Below are 14,911 nucleotides of genomic sequence, written 5' to 3'. Positions count from 1 at the left end.
GCGCGGCATCAATGAAGGCCGAGGCTCGATGGATCAGCAACAACTCCTCTTCCTGATCATTCTCGCCGCCGCGCTCGTACTGCTCGTGACGGAATGGATCCGTCTCGATCTCACTGGCGTCTTTATCGTCGTCGCGCTGGCGGCTACCGGACTGCTCTCCCCCGCGGAGGCGCTGTCCGGATTCTCGAGCGAACCCGCGATATTGCTGGCGTCCATGTTTGTGCTCTCCGGCGGCCTGAGTCACACCGGCCTGACGGAGAGGCTGGGCGGCTGGATCGGCCGGTGGTCCGGGGAGAACGTATCGCGGGCGACGCTCGTGATCATGCCATCGGTCGCGCTGATGTCGGCTTTCAGTCATCACCTGATGATCACGGCGATGATGCTGCCGATCATCCTCGGACTCAATCGCTCGAAGAAGATCCCGGTCTCGCGGCTGATGATGCCGATGGCCTTCGCGGCATCGCTCGGAACCACCATTACGGTGATCGCTGCGCCGGCCTTTCTCGTGGCGCGCGATCTCCTCGAGCGCGGCGGGCGGCACGACATCGGGATATTCGATATCGCGCCGATCGGAATCGTACTGACGCTGATCGGGACCACCTACATCCTTCTGTTCGGCCGCTGGCTGCTGCCGACCCGTGAAGGCGCGACCGCCGAAGAGGACCGTTTCAGACTGGAGCACTATTACACCGAAATAGTTGTTCTGGAGGACTCGCCGCATAGTGGCAAGACCATGCGGGCCTTCCGCGATGAGCACGAGGAGCGCTTTCAGGTCGTCGACTGGCTGCGCAACGGGCGATCGCGCAGACGTCCCTGGAGCCGCAAGCAGATTGCCCCAGGCGATCTGTTGCTGGTGCGCGCGAGCCCCGACGAACTTGCGCGGCTCGAGAAGCAGCATGGACTCGCGCTGTATCCCGTCGTGCAGTATGGCGAGGTCATTCCGGACGAGAAGCGCAAGGGTCTGTTCGGCAGCGAACGTCTCGTGCAGGCGGTTGTGGGGCCCGATTCAGAGCTGGTCGGGCGCAGCATCCGCAGCGTCGACTTTCTCTCCTCCTACGGCGTGGTTGTCGTCGGCCTTTGGCGCAAGCGCGGCTTCCTGCGCAAGGAGTTGTCGGAGGTGCAACTGAAGGGTGGGGATCTGCTCGTCCTGTGGGGCGATCAGCGGGCGCTCAGCCGGCTGGCTGCCAGCCCCTCGTTCCTGTTGCTATTGCCGTTCTCCGCGCGCGATCGCGAGCTCCGCAGGGGTTGGCTTGCCGTATCGATTACGGCAGCGAGCGTCATCGCCGCGACAACGGGGCTGCTGCCGGTGACCATCGCCTTTATGGCGGGCGCGGCGGCGATGGTGGCCACGGGATGCCTGACGTTGAAGCAAGCCTACGGCGCGGTGGAGGTCCGTATCTTCGTCTTCATCGCCGGGGCGATCCCGCTCGGCCTCGCCATGGAGCAGACCGGCACCGCGGCACTTTTCGCCGGCGGCCTGTCGGGCCTGGTGAGCAGTTGGCCGACGGTGTGGGTGTTGCTGGCCCTGTTCCTGACGGCATCGGTCTTCACGCAGATACTGTCCGACGCCGCGACGATTATCCTGTTGGGACCGATTGCGCTCGGCATGGCCGCGCTCCTCGACATCTCGGCGCCCGCGATGGTCTTCAGTGTGGCCATGGGCGCGGTGGTCGCGTTTCTCACTCCGATCGGCCATCACGGAAACCTGTTGGTGTACGAACCCGGCGGCTACCGCTTCGCCGACTTCGTGCGCGTGGGTACCCCCCTGACCTTGCTGCTCGGAATCGCGGTGGCGGTGCTCGCGCCGGTGCTCTGGCCCGCTTCGTAGCCAGTGGATTGGTATCGCGATCAACCAGTCCCCACGCGCAGGCGAACTGGATGCGGTGATGCCGGCGCATATCCGCTTCGCCCGGGTGGATGAGCGGCCGGTGGGCTTCTCCCGTTTCTGGTTGCAGGATATCCTGCGTGGCAAGATGGGTTTCGAAAATACGGATTGGAATTTATTTATCGGGGGTAGAGGTAAGTGGAATCGATAAAAGCAATGCTGCTGTCCTGGATCGGCGACAACCGCCTGTGGATCGTGGCGATTTTCCTTATTGTCCTGGCCACGGCGCTGAGCGCCTGGCTCCTGGCGGGTTTCGTGCAGCGCCTTGCCCGGCGCGCGGAAAAAACGGTCAATCCCTGGGACGACGCGCTCGTGGGCGCGCTGAACCCGCCCGGCATGGTGCTGGTGTGGCTATTGGGCCTGACCCTGGCCGCGAGTCGGGCCGGGGTCGCCACCGGGGCAGAGATCTTTTCCGTGGCCACGCCGCTGCGGGAAATCGGCCTGATCCTGGTATTCACCTGGTTTGCACTGCGCTTCTCGCGCAACGTGGAGTACAACCTGCGCGACCCGCGCTTTATCAGCAAACCCATGGACGCCACTACTGTGCGCGCGGTGGGCAAGCTGGTGCGCGCCTCCATCATGATCACTGCGGTGATAGTGATCATGCAGTTTCTCGGCTACAGCGTCAGTGGCGTGCTCGCCTTCGGCGGCATCGGCGGCCTGGCAGTGGGCTTTGCGGCCAAGGACCTGCTGGCCAATTTCTTCGGCGGCCTGATGGTCTATCTCGACCGGCCGTTTGCAGTGGGGGATTGGGTGCGATCGCCCGATAAGGAAATCGAGGGCACTGTGGAGGATATCGGTTGGCGGTTGACCCGTATCCGCACCTTCGACAAGCGGCCACTGTACATTCCCAATGGTATTTTTACCCAGATAGCGGTGGAAAATCCCTCGCGCATGCTGAACCGGCGCATCTATGAAACCATCGGCATTCGCTACGAGGATGCACCCCGAATGAAGTTTATTGTCGACGATGTCAAAAAAATGCTGCAGCAACATCCGGAGATCGACGGCAACCAGACGCTGATTGTCAATTTCAACAGTTTCGCCCCCTCGTCGCTGGATTTCTTTATCTACACCTTCACCAAAACCACCGAGTGGATTCGCTATCACGAAATCAAGCAGGATATCCTGTTGCGGGTCCTGCAGATTATCGAAGGGCACGGGGCCTCCTGCGCTTTCCCGACCTCCACTCTGCATATTGCCGAGGTACCGGAAATGGCGACCACATAATGGAACGGACGGACCAATGCGAAGAAATCCATAAAAGCACAATTGGTCAGTTATAGGGGGTTTGACGGAATTGTTTTGGTGATATATTGCGCATAACTCACAATCCATGGGATTAAATTCACAGTGAAATCTGGACACTGGCGTCATTTTATCTAAGAATCAGAGGACGTTCGTCGGGAGCGATCCGGCGGGCGTACAGGACAGCGGCAGAGCCGCTGATTATGGGGTGGCGTTTGCCCCTTTGGACATGAGGTAAACGCAATAACAATAATGAGGTTGGCTTAATGAGTGATCGCGTTACAGGTACCGTGAAGTGGTTCAACAATGCTCGAGGCTATGGCTTCATCACCTGTGGTGAGGGAACCGAAGATATCTTTGTACACTATCGCAGTATTCGCGGAGAGGGCTACAAAACCCTGAACGAAGGCCAGGCGGTGGAATTCGAAATGCAACAGGGTGAAAAAGGCCTGCTGGCGGAAGACGTGATTCCTCGCGAATAAACCTTCCCCGCCGAAAAATCTTCTTTGAAAATCCAGCCAGTGGTGCCGCCGCTGGCTGGATTTTTATAAGCTCTGGATGCAGGAGTGCTCCCGGGGCCGTATCGATAGCGGTTTAATTCCGACTGATCGTGGCCACCGGCTGCGTATTGATGCAGATCAACCGCCGCCGGCCACTACCCGCAGCAGCTGGCCGCAGAACCAGGCTGCGTAGGTGCCGAGTGCATAGCCGAGTACCGCCAGCAGTACGCCCACCGGCGCCAGCGAGGGGTGGAAGGCCGCGGCCACCACCGGGGCGGATGCGGCCCCGCCCACATTGGCCTGGCTGCCCACCGCCATAAAGAAAGTGGGGGCCTTGATCAGTTTGGCCACCAGCAGCATCAGCCCGGCGTGTACCGCCATCCAGATAATCCCCAGCACGAACAGTTCCGGGCTGTCTTTAAGCGCGGTGATATCCATATGGGTACCGATTGTGGCCACCAGAAAGTAGATAAATACCGAGCCCACCTTGGAGGAGCCGGCACCCTCGAGCTTTTTCGCCGGTGAAAAGGCCATGGCGACCCCCAGGGTGGTGGCGATAACAATCAGCCAGAAAAACTGGCTGGTGAAGCTGAAGCGTGCCAGTTGCGGCGCATTGGCCTGGAACCAGGGTGCCAACTGATCGGCAGCGGCGTGGGCGATGGCGGTGATACCGAAACCCACTGCGGCGATCAGCATCAGGTCCGGCAGCGAGGGAATCCGCGCGTGCTTTTTCTGCAGTGTTTCCACTTTTTCCCGCAGCACAGTGATCGCTCTGGTATCGGCTCCGCGACGCTCGTCCAGCTGTTTGGCATTGCCCGCCATGAACAGCAGTACCGCCATCCAGATATTGGCGACGATTACATCTACCGCCACCATCGCGGAAAATATCTGGTCGCCCACACCGAAGATCTCCTTCATTGCCGTCTGATTGGCGCCGCCGCCGATCCAGCTGCCGGCAACGGTGGTCATACCGCGCCAGACCGCTTCCGGGCCGCTGACGTTCAGCATCCCGGGATCAATAGTGGACATGACCAGCAGCGCAATGGGGCCGCCGATCACAATGCCCAGCGTGCCGGTAAGAAAAAGGATCAATGCTTTGGGGCCGAGATTGATAATGGCTTTGAGGTCGATACTGAGTGTCAGCAGCACCAGACTCGCCGGCAACAGGTAGCGGGAGGCCACAAAATAAAGTTGGGATCCCTCGGCGTCGATAATGCCAAAAGTGGTGAGCAGCGAGGGCAGGAAGTAGCACAGTAGCAGCGCGGGAACGAAGCGGTAAAAGCGCTTCCAGAATCGGTGCTCACTGCCGGCGGTGTAAAACACAAAGCCGAGAATCGCGGCCAACATGCCGAGAATAATTGCGTCGTTGGTAATCATTATTAGTATCAGTGGTTGGTGATTGGTGGGTAAATCAGTGGCCAGTGGTTGGCGTTGGGTGGGAAATACCGGTCACTAACCACTGGCTGTGCTCATTACTCTTCAGTGCCGTCCACGGTGCGCACTTCGATCAACACGCCCAGCTGAGGGTGATCGATGTAGTGAAGTTCTCCACTGCGCAGGCGGCGCTCCTCCTGCAGGACCGCAACCCTCTGGGCGTACAGCGGTTGCACACCGACAAGCGCATCGGGGGAGCCGGTCATCAGGTCCACGGGCTCTTCGCTCGCCAGTGTGGGGCGGGAGGGCAGGGGGATGCCGTCGGTGGTCATTTCCCCGCCGACGAAATCGCTGAACCAGAGGTTGGTGGAGAGGTGCAGGTAGCGGGAGACACTGAGGGTCACGCTGCCCTCCAGTTGGCGGTGGTCGCCACTGCTGTCGCCGCCGTCGATCAGGATCGCCGGTGACTTGTGCTTTTGCTGCAATACCTGGCGCCAGGCCTTGTGAAACAGCACACGATAGCTGCCGCCGCGATTCAGCGCGGCCACTTTGTTGTCCAGCCGTGTGACGGCGGGAGAGAGTACCGTGGCGCCGTCGCCGTCGGCGGTCTGGAAATCCACCCAGCGGTCCGGGTACTGCAGCTGCGGCGCCGCGGGCCAGGTCTCGCGGGACTGCTCCATGCCTCCGGGGCGGCTGAATACGATCATCTCGATTTCAAAGGTGGTGCCGGCATAATTGGCGGCCTGGGCGCCGGCGGCGGCCAGGGCCAGGAGGAGGGCGGTGCACAGTTGAAGAGTTCTGGTCATGGTGGTACCGCTGTTATTGAGTGCTGAATGCGGAATGATGAATGCGGAATGATAAACATATATTCTGCGGTTCGCATTATTCCGCATTCCGCATTCCGTATTCCGCATTCCCGGAGAGCCGCTCCAACACTCCAGCCACCTGTTGCAGCCGTCGGTCGGGCCCGTCCTCATCCAGGGTGAAACTGAGCTGGTTGGCGCCCTGGAGCTGGTAGCGGCCGGGCTCGGTCTGCACCATCTTGACCAGGGTGAGCGGGTCCACCCGGGTGTTGTCCGCGAACTCGATGCGCCCCCGTGCCGCGGAGGCCTCCAGCTTGCGGATGCCCATATTGTTGGCCTGCAGCTTGATCTCGGTGGTGCGGAACAGGTGCTTGACCGGCTCCGGCAACAGGCCGAAGCGGTCGATCATCTCCACCTGGAGCTCCCGGAGCTCCCGGGGGTCGGCCGCATTGGCGATGCGCTTGTACATCATCAGCCGGCCGTGGACGTCCGGCAAATAGTCCTCGGGGATCAGCGCCGGCACCCGCAGGTTCACCTCCACCGCTGGTGACTCCAGCGGCTCGTCGATATTGGGCGTGCGGCCCTCGCGAATCGCCTTTACGGCATGGTCGAGCATTTCCATATAGAGATTGAAGCCCACGCTCTGAATCTGTCCGCTCTGCTCCTCGCCCAGCAATTCGCCGGCGCCGCGGATCTCCAGGTCGTGGGTGGCCAGGGTAAAGCCGGCGCCCAGGTCCTGGGCTTCGCTGATGGCCTCCAGGCGTTTGACCGCGTCGGCGGTCATCGCCCGCTTGTTCGGTGTGAGCAGGTAGGCGTAGGCCTGGTGGTGGGAGCGGCCCACACGGCCGCGGAGCTGGTGCAACTGGGCCAGGCCGAACTTGTCGGCGCGCTCGATCAGGATGGTGTTGGCGTTGGGTACGTCGATGCCGGTTTCGATAATGGTGGTGCATACAAGCAGATTGAAACGTTTGTGATAGAAGTCGCCCATCACCTGTTCCAGCTCGCGCTCACGCATCTGTCCGTGACCGATACCGATACGCGCCTCGGGAATCAGTTCCTCCAGCTCGCGGGCAATGCGCTCGATGCTCTTCACTTCGTTGTGCAGGAAATAAACCTGGCCGCCGCGCAGGATTTCCCGCAGGACCGCTTCTTTTATCAGTGCGTCGTCCCGCTCGCGTACAAAGGTCTTGACCGACAGCCGTCGAGCCGGCGGGGTGGCAATCACCGACAGGTCACGAATGCCCGCCATGGCCATATTCAATGTGCGCGGAATCGGTGTGGCGGTGAGGGTGAGGATGTCCACCTCGGCGCGCAGGCTTTTCAGCCGCTCCTTCTGGCGCACGCCGAAGCGGTGCTCCTCGTCGATAAGCAGCAGGCCCAGGTTCTTGAAGTCCAGATCGCTCTGCAACAGTTTGTGGGTGCCGATCAGGATATCCACTTTGCCGCTGGCAACCTTGTCTTTGACGTTGTCGATCTCCTTGCGGTCGCGAAAACGCGAAATCACCTCGATCTGCATCGGCCAGTCGGCGAAGCGGTCCTGGAACGACTGGTAATGCTGCTGGGCGAGCAGGGTGGTGGGCACCAGCATGGCCACCTGCTTGCCGGCGTGGGCGGCGACAAATGCCGCGCGCATGGCCACCTCGGTCTTGCCGAAACCCACATCGCCGCAAACGAGCCTGTCCATAGGCTTTTCCGACAGCATATCCGCCACCACCGCTTCGATGGTCTGCTGCTGGTCCGGGGTCTCCTCAAAGGGAAAGCCGGCGGCGAACTCGCGGTAGGCGAGACCGGGATCGGCGAAGGCATGACCCCGGCGCGCTTCCCGGCGGGCGTAGATATCCAGAAGTTCGGCGGCGGCGTCGCGCACTTTCTCCGCGGCTCTGCGCTTGGCCTTCTGCCACTGTTCGCTGCCCAGCCTGTGCTGCGGTGCCAGGGCCTCGTCGGCGCCGGAGTAGCGGCTGATCAGGTGCAGGTTGGCCACTGGGACATAGAGCTTTGCCTGGTCCGCATATTCCAGGGTGAGGAATTCCGCGGGCTGACCGTCGATATCCAGGTGCTGCAGACCCTGGTAGCGGCCCACGCCGTGATCGATATGTACCACCGGTGAGCCGATGCGCAGTTCCGCCAGGTTTTTCACCACGTTTTCGGCATCGTCCTTGGCCTTCTTGCGGCGGCGCTGCTGTAAAACCCGCTCGCCGAACAGCTGCGGCTCGGCGATCACGCTGATCGCAGGTGTGCTCAACACCAGCCCCTGGTCCAGCGGCGCCACGGTGATTCCGAAATTTTCTCCGCTGTCGAGAAACTCGCTCCAGCTTTTGAACTGGGCGGGTTGCAGGCGGATGCCGTTCAGCAATTCCAGCAGCGCCTCGCGCCGGCCGTCGCTCTCCGCACAAAAAAGCACCCTGCCCGAATATTCCATCAGGTGGCTTTCCAGTGCCGCCAGTGGTTGTTCCGATTTTCCATCCACCGGTAATTTCGGGGGGATTTCCGCGGCGAAATTGTGGTTGCCCTGGGCTTGCGGCAATGTCTCTTCGGAAAAAATTGCCCGGGGCATGGACTTGAGCGCAGCGTTGAACTCGGCCACCTCCAGCAGGATTTGGCGGGGTTTCAGGATCGGGCGGCTCAGGTCGCCGCATCGGCTCTGGTAGCGGTTGTCCACCTCCCGCCAGAAATTTTCCACCGCCGGCTGAATATCCCCCTGCAGAAAAGCGACGCTGCTTTTCGGCAGGTAATCGAATAAACCGACACATTTGCCCGGGAAAAACAGTGGCAGATAGTACTCGATGCCCGCGGGCGCAATGCCGGCGCTGATGTCCTGGTATATGGATACCAGGCTGGGATCGCTGTCGAACTCGCCGTGCCAGTTTTGCAGGAACTCCGCCAGCGCCGCCTTGTGCATGGGAAATTCCCGCGCGGGCAGCAGGTGGATTTCCTCCACCTTGTCGACGGTGCGCTGGGTCTCCGGGTCGAAGGTGCGCAGGGATTCGATTTCGTCGTCGAATAGATCGATGCGATAGGGCAGGCGGCTGCCCATGGGGTAGATATCCATGAGCGCGCCGCGCACGGCGAATTCGCCGTGCTCGTAGACCGTGTCCACGCAGTGGTAGCCAGCCTGCTCCAGCAGGCGGCGCTGGGTGTCGATGGCGAACTGCTGGCCCTCGCGCAGCAGCAGCGCATTGCCGGCCACATATTCCGGCGGCGGCAGCCGGTGCATCAGTGTGCTCACCGGGGCTATCACAATACCGCGCCCCATGCGCGGCAGGCGATAGAGTGTGGCCAGGCGGTCGGAGATGATGTCCTGGTGAGGGGAGAAGGTGTCGTAGGGCAGTATTTCCCAGTCCGGGAACTGGGCAATCTCCAGTTCGCCACCCCGCACATTTTTGTTAAAAAATTTCAGCTGCGCTTCCAGCCGGTGCGCTTCCAGGCTGTCGCGGGCCACCAGCAGGGTTGGGGCGGGGTTGTTTCGCGCGGCGTTTAGAATGGCCAGCGCGGCGGCTCCGCCGTGCAGCTGCCCCCAGAACTGGCGGTCACTGGAAGAGCGAAATCCGGGCGGGGACAAGGGGTCTGCTAGGGTCATTGAGGATTTATCAACACAGCTGATGGTAAAAAAGGAGGCTATTGTACCGGGGAAAATCTTCCCTTGCAGGAGCTGTTGGATTCCCCGATTCCAGCCCTGAATTTCGGTAGTAAAACTACAGATTTCGGGTGATTTTTTGCTCGGTTGCGCCCCCTGGAGTGTATGCTGATAATGCGCAGCCACGCGGTCTCCAGCCCGTCTGGCAGCCGCGGTTTCCCGCCTACCAAACACAAGCAGAGGTGTCTGACAGTGACCCAGAAGCGACCCAAGCCCGCGGACTTTTTCAAGGACTGGAAAGAGCGCGAAGCGCTGGCCGAATCCATGATCCCGATGATTGGCAAACTCAATCGCGAGCGCAACGTCGGTATGTATATGTACGGCCGCAACCTGGTCAATCGCTCCGTGCTGAGCATCATGAAGGCGCACCGTTTTGTGCGGCAGGTGGAAGAGAACGAACTCTCGGAGTGGGAGACCTTCCCGGTGCTGGAGGCCATCTGCAAACTGGACCTGGGGCCGGTGCATATCGACCTGGGCACCCTGACCAACAAATACATGCTCGACGATCGCGGCCTGTCTGTGGACGAGTTCGTCCGCGGGGAGTTGGCGGATGCCGAGGGCGCCGGCAAGCCGCTGCCGCAGGCTCAGGATGTGGTGATCTACGGTTTCGGCCGCATCGGCCGCCTGGTGGCGCGCCTGCTGATCGAGAAGGCCGGCAGCGGCGACGTGCTGCGTCTTCGCGCCATCGTGCTGCGCAAGGGCAACGCGGACAACGACCTGGTCAAGCGCGCCTCGCTGCTGCGCCGCGATTCGGTGCACGGCGCCTTCAAGGGCACCATCCGCGTCGACGAGGACACCAGCTCGCTGATCTGCAACGGCAATGAGATCAAGATGATCTACGCCAAATCCCCGCAGGAGGTGGACTACACCCAGTACGGTATCCGCGATGCCATCGTCGTCGACAGCACCGGCGTATGGCGCGACGAAGCCGGACTCAGCCAGCACCTGGAGAGCAGGGGCGCGGCCAAGGTGCTGCTCACCGCGCCGGGTAAAGGTGATATCAAGAACATTGTCTACGGCATCAACCACGGCGATATCCAGCCGGAGGACCGTATCCTTTCCGCGGCCTCCTGCACCACCAATGCCATTGTGCCAGTGCTCAAGGCGATGATGGACGGCTTCGGCGTGGAGCACGGCCATGTGGAGACAGTGCACTCCTACACCAACGACCAGAACCTGATCGACAACTACCACAAGGGCGAGCGCCGCGGCCGCGCGGCCGCGCTGAACATGGTGCTCACCGAGACGGGTGCGGCCAAGGCCGTGGCCAAGGCGCTGCCGGAGTTGAAGGGCAGGCTGACCGGCAACGCCATCCGCGTGCCCACGCCCAATGTATCCATGGCAATCCTCAACCTGCGCCTGGGCCGGGAGACCAACAAGGAAGAGCTGAACGACTATATCCGCGGGGTGGCCCTGCACTCGCCGCTGCGCCAGCAGATCGATTACACCAACTCGCCGGAAGTGGTCTCCTGCGATTTCGTCGGCTCCCGCCGCGCCTGTGTGTTCGATTCCATCGCCACCATCGTCGACCGCGACAACGCGGTGCTCTACTGCTGGTACGACAACGAGTTCGGCTACAGCTGCCAGGTGGTGCGCTGCCTGGAGGATATGGCCGGGGTCAAATACAAGGTGTTTCCCGAGCGGGACTAGTGGGAATGCGGAATTCGGAATGATGAATGCGGAATACGCGACCGGGCACCTGTGCGGCAGCGGGATCTTGCCCGCGATCTGGCTGCCGACGAGCACCGGGGGCAGATCGCGGGTACGAACCCCACTATCGCACTGAAGCAGGCCGCGTATGCATGAAGCACATCCCTGTGCTTCACCCCTGACGGGGCAGCCCTTCGGCTGTGTAAATCGGCTGTCCTGCCGATTTGTCCGCATTCCGCATTCATCATTCCGCATTTCCCTTATCTCCCTGTTTTTCCAGCAAAAATTTCCTTCCGCCCGGCCGATTCGGCCACTCCTACTCTGGTAAACCCCCGGGCCCGTCTATATAATGCGCGCGATTTTGGCGGGGCCGCCGTGCGCCGAGAAGTTCTCTCCTCACCCGACCCGGGGTTCAAACGGCTTAAGCCCTCGCAGCACAAGAATTCCTGCACAATTTTTAAACTAGAAACTTAGGCATAGGCGTATGAGAAAGATCCGTCGGGGATTGGATTTACCCATATCCGGCGCGCCCGAGCAGGTCATTCACGATGGTCCTGCGCTCAAAACCGTCGCTGTGCTCGGCCCCGATTACCACGGGATGAAGCCGACCATGGCGGTGGCGGAGGGGGATAGCGTCAAACTCGGACAGCTGCTGTTTACCGACAAGAAAACCGAGGGCGTGCGCTACACCGCGCCGGCCGCGGGGCGTGTCAAAGCCATTGAGCGCGGCGCCCGTCGCGTACTGCAATCGGTTGTGATCGAGATCGACGGCGACGAGGCTGAGCAGTTCGCCAGCTACAGCGCCGATCAACTCGCCACCCTGAGCGCCGAGCAGGTGCGGCAGAACCTGGTGGAGTCCGGCCTGTGGACCGCGCTGCGCACCCGCCCGTTCAGCAAGGTGCCGGCCCTGGACGCCGAGCCCGAGGCCATCTTCATCAACGCCATGGACACCAATCCGCTGGCCGCGGACCCGGCAGTGGTGATCGCCGAGCAGCGCGACGCCTTCACCCGGGGGGTGCAAATCCTCTCCCGCCTGGCGGACACCACCTATGTGTGCACCGCGCCGAAGGCGGATATCCCGGTACCCGAGGCGGCCAATATCCGCCACGAAACCTTCTCTGGCCCGCACCCTGCGGGCCTTTCCGGTACTCATATCCACTTCCTCAAGCCGGTCAAACCCGGCCGCAGCGTGTTTGCGGTCAACTACCAGGACGTGATTGCGGTTGGGGAGTTGTTCGCCACCGGCCGGCTGTATACCGACCGTGTCGTCGCCCTGGGCGGCCCGCGGGTGAAGGATCCCCGCCTGCTGCGCACCCGCCTGGGCGCCTGCCTGGACGAACTGACTGTCGGCGAGATCGAGGGGGACGACAACCGTATCGTCTCCGGCTCCGTATTTGGCGGCCGCACCGCCCAGGGCCCCCTCGGCTACCTGGGCCGCTACCACAACCAGGTGACCGTGCTGCAGGAGGGCCGCGAACGCCCGTTCCTGCACTATATGCGCGCCGGCACCAAGCGTTATTCGATACTGCCCATCTACTTCTCCCGCCTGTTCAAAAACAGGAAGTTCTCCTTCACCACCAGCACCAACGGTTCCGAACGCGCACTGATGCCCATCGGCACCTACGAGCGCGTGGTGCCCCTGGATATCCTGCCGACCCAGCTGCTGCGCGCGCTGATCGTCGGCGATACCCACGCCGCCCAGCAGCTGGGCGCGCTGGAGCTGGACGAAGAAGACCTGGCACTGTGCACCTTCGTGTGCCCGGGCAAGTACGAATACGGCCCCATTTTGCGGGACAACCTGACCCGTATTGAGAAGGAGGGTTAAGGATGTTGCGCAAATTTCTCGATTCCATCGAGCCGCAGTTCCACAAGGGCGGCAGATTTGAAAAGTGGTATGCCCTCTACGAGGCGGTGGACACCGGCCTGTTCCAGCCGGCGGACACCACCAAAACCACCGCCCACGTGCGCGACGGTATCGATCTCAAGCGGATCATGATCACCGTCTGGGCCTGCGCCATGATCCCCATGTTCTACGGCATGTGGAACCTGGGCTTCCAGGCCAACACCATTATCGAAGGCATGGCCAATCCGGAGCTTTCCGGTTGGCGCCACGCGATCATTGGTGCTCTGGCCGGCTACAACCCCGACAGTCTGTGGGACAACCTGGTGTACGGGGCCATGTACTTCCTGCCCATCTACGCCGTGACCTTTATCGTCGGCGGTATCTGGGAAGTGCTCTTTGCCGCTGTGCGCGGCCACGAGGTGAACGAGGGCTTCTTCGTCACCTCCATCCTGTTCGCGCTGGCCTGCCCCCCGGACCTGCCGCTGTGGATGGTGGCCATGGGCATCAGCTTCGGCGTGGTGATCGGCAAGGAAGTGTTTGGCGGTACCGGCAAGAACTTCCTCAACCCCGCGCTGACCGGCCGCGCCTTCCTGTTCTTCGCCTATCCGGCGTCCATGTCCGGCGACGCGGTGTGGACCGCGGTGGATGGCTACACCGGCGCCACCGCACTGTCGGTGATGGCCAGCGAAGGCGTTCAGAACGGCGCCGTGGGCGTGCCCGGTGGACAGCTGACCTGGATGGACGCCTTCTTCGGCACCATGCAGGGCTCCATCGGTGAGACCTCCACCCTGGCGATCCTGATCGCCGGTGTCATCCTGCTGTTTATGAAGATCGCCAGCTGGCGCATCGTCGCCGGCACCCTGCTGGGCATGATGGCCACCGCGACCCTGTTCAACTTTATCGGCTCCGACACCAACCCGATGTTCAGCGTGCCCTGGTACTGGCACCTGGTGGTGGGCGGCTTCGCCTTCGGCTTGATCTTTATGACCACCGACCCGGTATCCGCCGCCATGACCGATGCCGGCCGCTGGTGGTACGGCATCCTGATCGGGGTGATGTGCGTACTGATTCGCGTGGTGAACCCGGCCTTCCCGGAAGGCATGATGCTGGCGATCCTGTTCGCCAACCTGTTCGCGCCGCTGTTTGACCACTTTGTGGTGCAGTCCCATATCAAACGGAGGTTGGCACGTGGCTAATAAAGACTCTGTCAAGGGCACCATCCAGGTCGCCCTGGTGCTGTGTATCGTCTGCTCGGTGGTGGTTTCCACTGCGGCGGTGTTGCTCAGGCCTGCACAGCAGGCCAATATCGCGCTGGATATGAAGCGCAACGTGTTGATGGCCGGCGGCCTGATCGGGGACACGGGGGCCGGCAAGGCCGAGGTGGAGAAGGCTTTCGAGTCCGTGACCGTCAGGTATGTGGACCTGGATACCGGTAAGTTCACCGACGAAAAACCGGCCGGTGGCAGCGGTCGCGCCGCAGCCAAGATCCCGGCCGCCAGCGAAAAGCTTCCGCCGGAGGAGGATATCGCCAAGATTATCCGCCGGGAAAACATCAAGGAGGTTTACCTGGTGGAGAAGAACGGCGAACTGCAGAAGGTTATTCTGCCGGTGCGCGGCTACGGCCTCTGGGGTACCCTCTACGGCTTCGTGGCGCTGGAGAGCGATCTCAACACTGTGGCGGGCCTGGGTTTCTACGAACAGAAAGAGACCCCCGGGCTCGGCGGTGAAGTGGACAATCCCAATTGGAAGGCGTTGTGGCTGGGCAAGAAGATCTACGGACCCGAGGGCAATGTGGCCATCGACGTGATCAAGGGTGCCGTCAACCCCGCCAGCGCGAAAGCCGAATACCAGGTGGACGGCCTGTCCGGTGCCACCCTGACCAGCAACGGTGTGGACAACCTGCTGCATTTCTGGTTGGGCAACGAGGGCTTTGGCCCCTTCCTGAAAAACCTGAAAGCAGGGGAGGCGTAGCAA

11 protein-coding genes are annotated in these 14,911 nt (G+C 61.7%); 8 read left to right on the top strand and 3 right to left on the bottom strand.

The features are described 5' to 3' along the window. The first annotated feature begins 28 nt into the window (after positions 1-28). The 4 genes from PP263_RS06580 (at position 29) to PP263_RS06565 (ending at position 3,615) form a co-directional block, all read left to right on the top strand. Complete coding sequence (locus tag PP263_RS06580; RefSeq protein WP_308367571.1) at positions 29-1,828, top strand: SLC13 family permease; 1,800 nt, start codon at positions 29-31, stop codon at positions 1,826-1,828. Positions 1,829-1,883: 55 nt separating this feature from the next. Beyond that, entirely contained in the window at positions 1,884-2,036 is a 153-nt protein-coding gene (locus PP263_RS06575) for a glycoside hydrolase family 3 N-terminal domain-containing protein (RefSeq protein WP_308367570.1), read from the top strand. Further along, the gene (locus PP263_RS06570; protein WP_374693701.1) at positions 2,024-3,115 is read left to right on the top strand and encodes a mechanosensitive ion channel family protein; all 1,092 of its coding nucleotides are present in this window, start codon (positions 2,024-2,026) and stop codon (positions 3,113-3,115) included. The genes PP263_RS06575 and PP263_RS06570 overlap by 13 nt, the downstream gene beginning before the upstream one ends. 284 nt (positions 3,116-3,399) lie before the next feature. Beyond that, positions 3,400-3,615 carry a cold-shock protein gene (locus PP263_RS06565; protein WP_183459825.1) on the top strand — a complete coding sequence of 72 codons (216 nt, stop codon included), beginning with the start codon at positions 3,400-3,402 and terminating at the stop codon, positions 3,613-3,615. Positions 3,616-3,771: 156 nt separating this feature from the next. Here PP263_RS06565 and PP263_RS06560 read toward each other — a convergent pair whose 3' ends face one another. The 3 genes from PP263_RS06560 to mfd form a co-directional block, all read right to left on the bottom strand. Further along, positions 3,772-5,010 (bottom strand): DUF819 family protein, encoded by a 1,239-nt coding sequence (locus PP263_RS06560; RefSeq protein WP_308367569.1) that lies wholly within the window; start codon positions 5,008-5,010, stop codon positions 3,772-3,774. 95 nt (positions 5,011-5,105) lie between these two features. Continuing rightward, complete coding sequence (locus PP263_RS06555) at positions 5,106-5,813, bottom strand: CsiV family protein (protein WP_308367568.1); 708 nt, start codon at positions 5,811-5,813, stop codon at positions 5,106-5,108. A gap of 76 nt (positions 5,814-5,889) precedes the next feature. Beyond that, on the bottom strand, positions 5,890-9,387 hold the full coding sequence (mfd, locus tag PP263_RS06550; RefSeq protein ID WP_308367567.1) for a transcription-repair coupling factor: 3,498 nt from the start codon (positions 9,385-9,387) through the stop codon (positions 5,890-5,892). A 243-nt stretch (positions 9,388-9,630) separates the two neighbouring features. Between mfd and PP263_RS06545 the strand changes: the two genes are divergently transcribed. The 4 genes from PP263_RS06545 (at position 9,631) to PP263_RS06530 (ending at position 14,908) form a co-directional block, all read left to right on the top strand. After that, a complete protein-coding gene (locus PP263_RS06545; protein WP_308368575.1) occupies positions 9,631-11,094 on the top strand; it encodes a glyceraldehyde-3-phosphate dehydrogenase in 1,464 nt (487 codons plus the stop codon). A 484-nt stretch (positions 11,095-11,578) separates the two neighbouring features. Next, positions 11,579-12,919, top strand: coding sequence for a Na(+)-translocating NADH-quinone reductase subunit A (locus PP263_RS06540; RefSeq protein ID WP_308367565.1), 1,341 nt, complete (start codon positions 11,579-11,581; stop codon positions 12,917-12,919). Between the two features lie 2 nt (positions 12,920-12,921). After that, the gene (locus PP263_RS06535; protein WP_308367564.1) at positions 12,922-14,133 is read left to right on the top strand and encodes an NADH:ubiquinone reductase (Na(+)-transporting) subunit B; all 1,212 of its coding nucleotides are present in this window, start codon (positions 12,922-12,924) and stop codon (positions 14,131-14,133) included. Further along, entirely contained in the window at positions 14,126-14,908 is a 783-nt protein-coding gene (locus PP263_RS06530; protein ID WP_308367563.1) for a Na(+)-translocating NADH-quinone reductase subunit C, read from the top strand. The genes PP263_RS06535 and PP263_RS06530 overlap by 8 nt, the downstream gene beginning before the upstream one ends. Positions 14,909-14,911: the final 3 nt, after the last annotated feature.

Source organism: Microbulbifer sp. TB1203 (assembly GCF_030997045.1).
Taxonomy (GTDB): Bacteria; Pseudomonadota; Gammaproteobacteria; order Pseudomonadales; family Cellvibrionaceae; genus Microbulbifer.
Note: the sequence above shows the minus strand (reverse complement) of the source record. Positions and strands in the feature narration are given on the sequence as shown.

What these genes read in the sequence shown, in the direction of transcription:
- PP263_RS06580 (WP_308367571.1), top strand. Translation starts at nt 29, where the DNA reads ATGGATCAGCAACAACTCCTCTTCCTGATCATTCTCGCCGCCGCGCTC.
- PP263_RS06565 (WP_183459825.1), top strand. Translation starts at nt 3,400, where the DNA reads ATGAGTGATCGCGTTACAGGTACCGTGAAGTGGTTCAACAATGCTCGA.
- PP263_RS06560 (WP_308367569.1), bottom strand. Translation starts at nt 5,010, where the DNA reads ATGATTACCAACGACGCAATTATTCTCGGCATGTTGGCCGCGATTCTC.
- PP263_RS06555 (WP_308367568.1), bottom strand. Translation starts at nt 5,813, where the DNA reads ATGACCAGAACTCTTCAACTGTGCACCGCCCTCCTCCTGGCCCTGGCC.
- mfd (WP_308367567.1), bottom strand. Translation starts at nt 9,387, where the DNA reads ATGACCCTAGCAGACCCCTTGTCCCCGCCCGGATTTCGCTCTTCCAGT.
- PP263_RS06540 (WP_308367565.1), top strand. Translation starts at nt 11,579, where the DNA reads ATGAGAAAGATCCGTCGGGGATTGGATTTACCCATATCCGGCGCGCCC.
- PP263_RS06535 (WP_308367564.1), top strand. Translation starts at nt 12,922, where the DNA reads ATGTTGCGCAAATTTCTCGATTCCATCGAGCCGCAGTTCCACAAGGGC.